Here is an 8,495-nt window from a genome sequence, read left to right as displayed (position 1 = left end):
CTGTTATAATTACAACTTTTTCTTTAATACTGTTAGATAAATTATTCATATTACATCACCTCTTACTAGTATTGTATAATAAATTTCATTATTTTCTCCTCTAAAATACAAATTTAATAGTTTAATAATATTCTCCATTCTTATACAAAATTTTATATACTAAAAAGAGTTTCAATTTTTATCTTGAAACTCTCTCTTTATTTTATTTTACTTCTTTTTTAAATTTTCCTTTATTTAAAACTACTAGACCTCCAATAGCTCCCACAAGAATTAAAATATAAAATCCTACACTTGTATCTCCTGTAACTGGTCCCTTATCTCCACTTTCATCTTTATCTTCTTCTAAAGTTCCTTCATCTTTATCCTCTTCCTCATCTCCATTATTTCCATTGTTTCCATCATTTCCATCATTTCCATTGTTTTCATCTTCATTATCTTCATAGCTATCTTTTTGCACTAAAACATATGAACTTTGTCCTGGAACTTTTACTTTATCTTCTTTTATTGTCTTTAATGAAGTCACTCCTGCTTTATCTCCATCAACAACAACTTCCCATTCTTTAGATGGTAATGTTATTTCAACTTCTTCTTTATTTGCATTCATAACTACAGCAATATCCTTCCATTTATCATTTACTTTTTCTCCATTTAATGTATATGCAACTACATTATCTTCTTTAAATTCTTTTCCTTTTTCTAAGAATTTTAATGATTTTTGGATATCATCAGTTGAGTTCATTCTAAATACTTTATGAGATTTTCTAAGCTCAATTAATCCCTTGTAATAATTGAATAAATCATTATATTCAGCTTTTCTTTTCCAATCAATTTTATTTACTGAATCTGGTGCATTATAACTATTTTCATTAAAGCTTCCATCTTTATTTACTTTAGTTCTAGCCATTTCCTCACCACCTTGGAAAAATGGTATTCCCTGTGATGTTAAAACTAATGCCGCTGACAACTTATTCATTTTTTCTAACTCTTCTTTTGATGCTTTCTTATTTGTTGTTTGAAGCTTATCCCATAAAGTTAAATTATCATGAGCTGATGCATAGTTTACAGTTTGGTACGGTTGATTAGCCCATGGACTTATACCATATCCATTATACGGTGCTGGAGCAGTTCCATACTTTACTCCATTATGCTTTGTTGATGCAACTACACCAAACTTTATAACTTCTTCTAATCCATTAAATCCATTAATAAATCCTGGCTTTTCCTCATCGAAAACATGCCCTTTTATTGCATCTCTCATATCATCACTAAACGCTGCAATTTGCATATCTCCATATTTTTTAGTATTTACTTTTATAGCTTTTTGATCATCTGGTAATGGTGAATCTCCACCTGTCCAGCCCTCTCCATAAATTAATATAGATTTATCAACTTTATCAAGTTCAGTTCTTATTTGCTTCATTGTCTCTATATCATGAAGTCCCATTAAATCGAATCTAAATCCATCTATTTTATATTCCTTAGCCCAATATACTAAAGAATCAATAATCATTTTTCTTACCATTGAACGCTCTGATGCTATTTCATTTCCACATCCAGAACCATTTGAAAAACCACCATTTGCATTTTGTCTATAATAATAATCTGGAACTGCTAAATTTAAATGTGAATCTGATGTTGCACCTGTGTGATTATAAACTACATCCATTACAACTCTTATTCCTGCTTTATGAAGTTCCATAACCATCTTTTTAAACTCTTCTATTCTAACTTCTGCCTTATAAGGATCAGATGAATAAGACCCTTCTGGTACATTATAATTTTGTGGGTCATAGCCCCAGTTATATTGTGCATTTTGAAGCTTAGTTTCATCTATAGATCTATGATCAAAAGTTGGTAATAAGTGTAGTTCTGTTATCCCTAACTCTTTTAAATGATCTACTACAACTTTGACATTATTATTCCCTGGAAGTGTTTTTCCACTTTGCCAAAGACCATTATACTTTCCTCTAACTTCTACTCCTACATTTGAAGATTCATCTATTGTAAAATCTCTTATATGCATCTCATATATAATTGCATCTGTTGGATTTTCAAGAACTGGCTTTTTATGATTTTCCCATCCTTTTGGATTTGTTTTTGATAAATCAATAACCATTCCTCTTCTTCCATTTACTGATACTGCTTTTGCATATGGGTCAGTAACCTTATTTTCTGTACCATCATTATTAACTAGAAAATCATAATAAGTTCCTTTTAAATTACCTTTTATAGTAATTTCAAAAATACCCTTATCTAATTTTTTCATTTCTTTAACTTCTTTTGCATTTGGATCTTTTATATAATCACCTGTTTTATATAATGCAAGTTTCACACTATTTGCCATAGGTGCCCATAATCTAAAAGTTGTTTCTCCTTCTTTATATAAAGCTCCAAGTTCTCCCTCATAATGGAACAATTTTTTAAATTCTTCAGTTTCAAAAACCTTTCCAAGACCAACTTTTCTCTCTCCAAAACCCTCAACCTTAAGAATATACTCCTTTGATAAATCCATTGATTTATCAGTGACTATAGTTCCAGTAGTTTTATTACTTCCTAAAGTAAATTTAAATGAAATAGGCTCCCCATCTTCTAATAATATTATAGTTTCTCTAGAAACGTTTTCAGTCATCTTTACATTAGTAGAAAAACTAATTTCATTTACCTTATTAATCTTTGCATCTGTAATTTTATTTTCTCTAACAGCATCCTTTTCTCTGTAAAAAATATCGCTATTTCCTTGAACAATATAAATATTTATTTCACCTTTATTATTTGCATACGCTAAATTGGCAAATCTATCAGTATCTATATCCTTATCTGACCAATCTGACTTTCTTGCAATAAATCCAATTCCTCTTTTGTCTGCATTTTTTATATTCTCATATTCAATAATTGCTTTTTTACCATAACTAGTATCCTCTTTTAAAGAATATCCCATAGCCTCTTTTCCTGAACCATCAAACCAAGACCAAATATCTCTATCTTCATAATCATTATTAAATCTAAAATAATTTAAATTTAAAGTAACCTTATCAAAATCTCTATTTAAATCTTTTACTTCAAAATCTTTATTCTCCTCTTTATGCTTAATTACTATCTCTTTATCCCCTTCAGCTAAAGAAATAAATTTATCCTCACCAAAATAGTTTTCAGTCCAATCATTTCCTGATTCACTTCTTCTTAAAATAAATCCAAGTTTCCCCGTATTTCTATTTACTTTAAGAACAGTAAATTTTCCTTCCTCATCTTCCCCTAAAAATGTTGAAACCTTTGTATTATCATCCTTTCCATCTTCATCTCTCTCCCAAGTCCAAAAGTTCCAACCATCATACTTCTCATCTTCTCTATCATATCTAATTTTAATATATACTTCTGTTCCATCCTTCACCTTTGCTTGAAAATCATTTGGCAATAATAATAAAATAAAACTAAGACTTAGTAGTAATGACACTACCCTTTTAAAAACTCCTCTCATCAAATCCCCCCTATTTTTTCGGTAACGATACCATTTTTATAATTTATTTTTCTGTTTAATTTTACCATTTAAGAATATATATGTAAATATTTAACTTAATTTATATTAACTATTCCTATTTATTGCTTGTCTGTACCTAAGGTTTCTTCACACTTTCATTCCCAATTGATGCAAAAAAGTACAGTGCGATAACACTGTACTTTTTTCTATTTCTTGTCTTTACTTATAACTTAAGCTTGTATTTCTACTTCTTCAGTTGATGGTTGTGCTGCTAATTCTTTTTCTGCAATGAAGTCCTCTATAAGTTCTTTATTTTCCATTAGCTCTTCAATAGACATTACTGAATAATCCTTAGCTCCTTCAGTTCCTATATTTATTCCTTGATTTCTTAAAAAGTCATCTACTTTAGATTGATTTTTTTTATATAAGTAGTATCCTACTGCACATACTCCAACACCTACTAGTGCTCCTGTTAAATGGTCTTTATTTATTGATTGTATCATTTTCAATTCCTCCTACTTTTTTAATTTATTGCATTTTTAAAGTTCTTAATGCTAGCTTCATCTGTATGCATAAATGATGAGCCATTATCAAATCCTTTAAATAAACTGCCTTCATAATTTTTTATATTATTATTAGTCAGCATAACTGACTTTCTCATATTGTTTCCTTCACCTTCTATAAACTTCTCTAAAAAAGTTCTTATTATATTAGTTTTCTTGAAGGATTCATTATCAGGTAATATTTTTATATCATAAAAAATTTCTTCTGATGTCTTATTTTTAAACTCATTTATATTTATAATCATTCTTCCATAAGACATTTCTAATATATGTCTTCCAAAGGTTGTAAACCATGTTACAACAGATGGTAATAAGAAATTTCCTTTTGTAATTGAATTTACTAAGTACATAACTGAAACAACTTCTGGATCAAAATATCCTTTTTCATTTATTTCATTATATGCATGTTCACCAATAGCTCCTAGCGTAGTTCCTACTACTGCCCAGTTTATAAAATCTTTAATTCTTTCATTTGTTGGAATATATCTACTTATAGCACCGATTGCTATAGTAGCCAAAGAATAATAAGCCATAGAAGGCATATTCTCGCCTCTTGTATTATATATAAATCTTATTGGTGTAAGATTATAATCTTTAGAATATAGTGCTACAATTCTTAATATAACTTCATCATCATGAACTTTATCTTCATCAAATAATACTACAATAGACTTAGTTATATCATTGTATTCAAAGCTTCTTATTCCATCTTTTTTCAAAAGTTCACTTTTTAAATTTTCAATATTTCTTATAGGATGAGATACTTTAAATCTTATTCTATTTTTAATTTTATGAGCTATTACTATAGTTGGCTTATTCACCTTTTAAACACCTCTCTCCATGTTTGAAAACATAAGTCTTAAAGAGTTTGCTACAACAAAAATAGTACTTGAATTATGAAGTACCGCTCCCCAAAATACTGGAAGTACACCTGAAGCACTTAAAATAAGCCCTGCACTATTTATACTTAATACTATTCCAAAATTCTGCTTAACTACGTTCATAGTCTTTTTTGATAAATCTATCATAGTTGGAATCATCATTGGATTATCACCTTGGATAGTTATATCTGCAGCTTCCATAGCAACATCAGTACTTCCACCTCCAAGTGCTATTCCTACATCTGAATAAGCAAGAGCTGGAGCATCATTTATTCCATCTCCCACCATTATTACTTTAGATCCTTTTGATTGATATTTAAGAACCTCTTCAGCCTTATTTGCTGGTAAAAGTTCTGCCTTATATCTATCAACACCCATAAGCATTGCAACTTCTTTTGCTTGCTCTTCTAAATCACCTGTTAATAATACAATATCATCAATTCCTTGATATCTTAAATTATTTATAGATTTTTTCATGTTATCACGCATCTTATCTTTTATTCCAATTAATCCAATTAATTCTCCATCAAAAGCTACATATATAACATTTGCTCCTACAGATTGCATTCTAATTTCTGAATCTAAAAATTCACCCATATTAACATTATTTTCTTCTAAGAATAATTTACTTCCAACTAAAACTTTTTTATCATCAATAGTTGTTTCCATTCCTCTTGCAATATGAGTAATTACTTCTCCATACTTAGGAATTATAAGCCCCTTTTCTTTAACCTTTGTCATTATAGCTACTGACATAGGATGTGATGATGTTTCTTCAGCTGCTCCTGCAATTTCTAAAATCTTTTCTTCATCATATTCTTCATTAACAACTTCTATATTAGTTACTGCTGGTTTTCCTTCTGTTAATGTTCCAGTTTTATCTAAAATTAATGTATCTGCATTTGCTAATGCTTCAATATAATTTCCACCCTTTATTAAAACACCATTTTTTACTGCAGTATTTATAGATGCAGAAAAAGCTGTTGCTGTTGATAATTTTATTCCACACGAGTAATCAATTATCATCATATTTAAAGCTCTACTTGGGCTCTTTGTAACTAAATATGTTATTCCTGCAAATAAGAAGTTAAATGGAACTAAATATGTTGAAAATTTATTTGCATAATCTTGTATTGGTGCTTTCTTAGAAGCTGCATCTTCTACTAAATGAATTATTCTTGAAACAACAGTATCATCCCCTGCCTTTTCAACCTTCACAGTTAAGCTACCACTTTTAACTACTGTTCCTGCAAACACCTTATCTTCTTTTCTTTTAACAACAGGCACAAATTCTCCAGTAACAGAAGCTTGGTCTACAACTGCCTCTCCTTTTATAACTTGTCCATCCACGCAAATTTTTTCACCTGTATGAATTACAACTAAATCTTCAACACTAATTTCATCAATTGATACTTTCTTTAAAGTTCCATCCTCCATAAGCTTCCAAACATCTTCTTCAGCTACAGATAATAGATTTTTTATAGAATCTCTTGTTTTTTCCATAGTATATTTAGTCATAAGTTCTGCAACATCCGATAATAATGTTATCATTAAAGCTGATTTAGCATTACCTAAAAGTAAACTTGCAACTACTGAGGTTAATGTTAATGTATCTGCATTTGGTTTTTTATCAACTAAAGCACCTTTAACCCCATTATCTATTAAGCCCTTATTTAAATAAATACTTGCAAGAGCTGGGATAGTTAGAAATTTTCCCATCATTCCAAATCTATCTATTTTATATAAATCCTTTAAATTTAATTTATCTTTTAAAACTGTATATCCTAAAACTCCTACATTTAATGCTAATCTTTTAAGTATATCAAACGAAGTTTCATCATCCTCTTTCTTTCCATTATAAGAAACTTTCTCTTTACTTTTTCTTACTTCAGTAAAAATATTAAGTGCATACGTATTTACAACTGCATCTATATATTCCTTTATACTATTTTCAGATAACTCGCCTTTATAATTAACTAATATAGATCCTGTTATAGTATTTACCTCTACATTATAAATATTTTTATTTTTAAGAATACTATCTCTAAACTCGTCTATATATTTATTTATATGCTTTACTCCATTACATTTTAATCTTAATCTTCCTTTAATACTGTGTTTAATAATACTATTTAAAAGTAAGTCCTTATTCATTTTTTACCTCCTTTCAAATTAAATGCTTTTAACGGCTTCATCTAATTGTTGATTTATAGTTTTTATTACAAAATCAAGATTTGTTTCTCCGTACTTTTCTATGATATCATAATTATTTATTCCAATTGACTTAATAGTATCTACCCATTTTAAAACCTTCTTTTCATAAAGTTTATTAATATCGTAGTTAACTATTATACTTCCAGTCACAAGATTTATCTCTACATTTGTTATCCCATCTAACTTCTCTAAAGCTTCAAATAAAAATTTTTGATAATCCTTATACTCATCTGGAATCATCTTCATTGAATTAACTTTAAATCTTATTCTTCCTGGAATACTGTGTACTACTTTAATTTTTGCTATTTGAGATATTATAAATTTTTTTAACATTTCATCACCTCTAAATCATATTCATTCCCCATCTAACTAGAGTATATCCATTTGGTAATTGAAGAGGGTTTAATCTTATACTTCTAGCTCCTACTACAAGACAAAGTACTGCTACAACACTTTTAACATCTAAAATACCACTAGTTTTATTATAGAACGCTACATCCACAGCTTCTTTTACATTCTTCATTTCTTTTGATAATAATGATTTAGGCTTTTCGCTTACTGCCTCTTCTAATCCTAATAACTTTATTACAACTCCAATTAATAAAGATAATTCTAATTCTGCCTGGTTATAACATATAACTATACTTCCAGTAACGCTATTCACTTCAACATTAGAAATTGATTTCACCTTAGATAACTGAGATATTAAAACATTAGAATATTCAATATTCTCCTTTACTCTAGGTGCATATAATCTAACTCTTCCCTTTATATTATGTTTAACCTCTAAAACACCTTTAAAACTTAAACCGTTATTTTTCTCTTTTGTTTCCATTTTTTTATTACTAAGAGTACTCATTAACACTCTACTCCCTAGACTTATCAATAAAAATCTTAAAACTCTGCTACTCATCTCCTCACCTCCATGAAAAAACATATTTTTATTATATTTTACATTTTCCCTAGTTTTTCTTCAAGAACTTTAATTCCATTAAACCATTCTTCATAATTTATTATTATTTCATCTCTAATTTATTCCTATTGTTTCGAATCTATTTATTATAACTTCTATTTACTTCTCAACTTCTTCTTTTATCTTTTCCTCTTTTTTATTTTTTCTTCTCATAATATTTCCAATAGCTATGTATACTTTTGCTCCATTTCTAAGTAGTCTATTACTTCCTTCATTTAACTCATTAGTAATATCCCCTGGAACTGCAAACACTTCTTTCTCTTTTTTCATTCCATATTTAGCTGTTATTAAAGAACCACTATTCTTATTTGCTTGTATAACTACAATTTTATTACTAAGCATTGCTATTATTTTGTTTCTTCTAAAAAAATTTTCACGAATTGGCTTTG

Annotated in this window: 7 protein-coding genes; all 7 read right to left on the bottom strand. The window is 28.6% G+C overall.

What is annotated here, in order from left to right:
- Positions 1 to 202: 202 nt before the first annotated feature.
- Positions 203 to 3,475, bottom strand: a complete 3,273-nt coding sequence (gene pulA, locus ACRDDY_RS06995) for a type I pullulanase (protein ID WP_438564246.1) — start codon at positions 3,473 to 3,475, stop codon at positions 203 to 205.
- A gap of 230 nt (positions 3,476 to 3,705) precedes the next feature.
- Positions 3,706 to 3,978 carry a hypothetical protein gene (locus ACRDDY_RS06990; protein ID WP_438564245.1) on the bottom strand — a complete coding sequence of 91 codons (273 nt, stop codon included), beginning with the start codon at positions 3,976 to 3,978 and terminating at the stop codon, positions 3,706 to 3,708.
- A 20-nt stretch (positions 3,979 to 3,998) separates the two neighbouring features.
- Complete coding sequence (locus ACRDDY_RS06985) at positions 3,999 to 4,859, bottom strand: HMA2 domain-containing protein (RefSeq protein WP_438564244.1); 861 nt, start codon at positions 4,857 to 4,859, stop codon at positions 3,999 to 4,001.
- A gap of 3 nt (positions 4,860 to 4,862) precedes the next feature.
- Positions 4,863 to 7,073 (bottom strand): heavy metal translocating P-type ATPase, encoded by a 2,211-nt coding sequence (locus ACRDDY_RS06980; protein WP_438564243.1) that lies wholly within the window; start codon positions 7,071 to 7,073, stop codon positions 4,863 to 4,865.
- An 18-nt stretch (positions 7,074 to 7,091) separates the two neighbouring features.
- A complete protein-coding gene (locus tag ACRDDY_RS06975; RefSeq protein WP_438564242.1) occupies positions 7,092 to 7,466 on the bottom strand; it encodes an HMA2 domain-containing protein in 375 nt (124 codons plus the stop codon).
- A gap of 10 nt (positions 7,467 to 7,476) precedes the next feature.
- The gene (locus tag ACRDDY_RS06970) at positions 7,477 to 8,046 is read right to left on the bottom strand and encodes an HMA2 domain-containing protein (RefSeq protein WP_438564241.1); all 570 of its coding nucleotides are present in this window, start codon (positions 8,044 to 8,046) and stop codon (positions 7,477 to 7,479) included.
- A 159-nt stretch (positions 8,047 to 8,205) separates the two neighbouring features.
- Positions 8,206 to 8,495, bottom strand: a 290-nt coding sequence (locus tag ACRDDY_RS06965; protein WP_438564240.1) for a DNA-processing protein DprA, incomplete at its 5' end; no start/stop codon positions are given.

Origin of the sequence: Clostridium sp., from assembly GCF_051656525.1 — a bacterium.
In the GTDB taxonomy this organism is placed as follows: Bacteria; Bacillota; Clostridia; order Clostridiales; family Clostridiaceae; genus Clostridium.
This window is presented reverse-complemented; position numbering and strand designations above follow the sequence as displayed.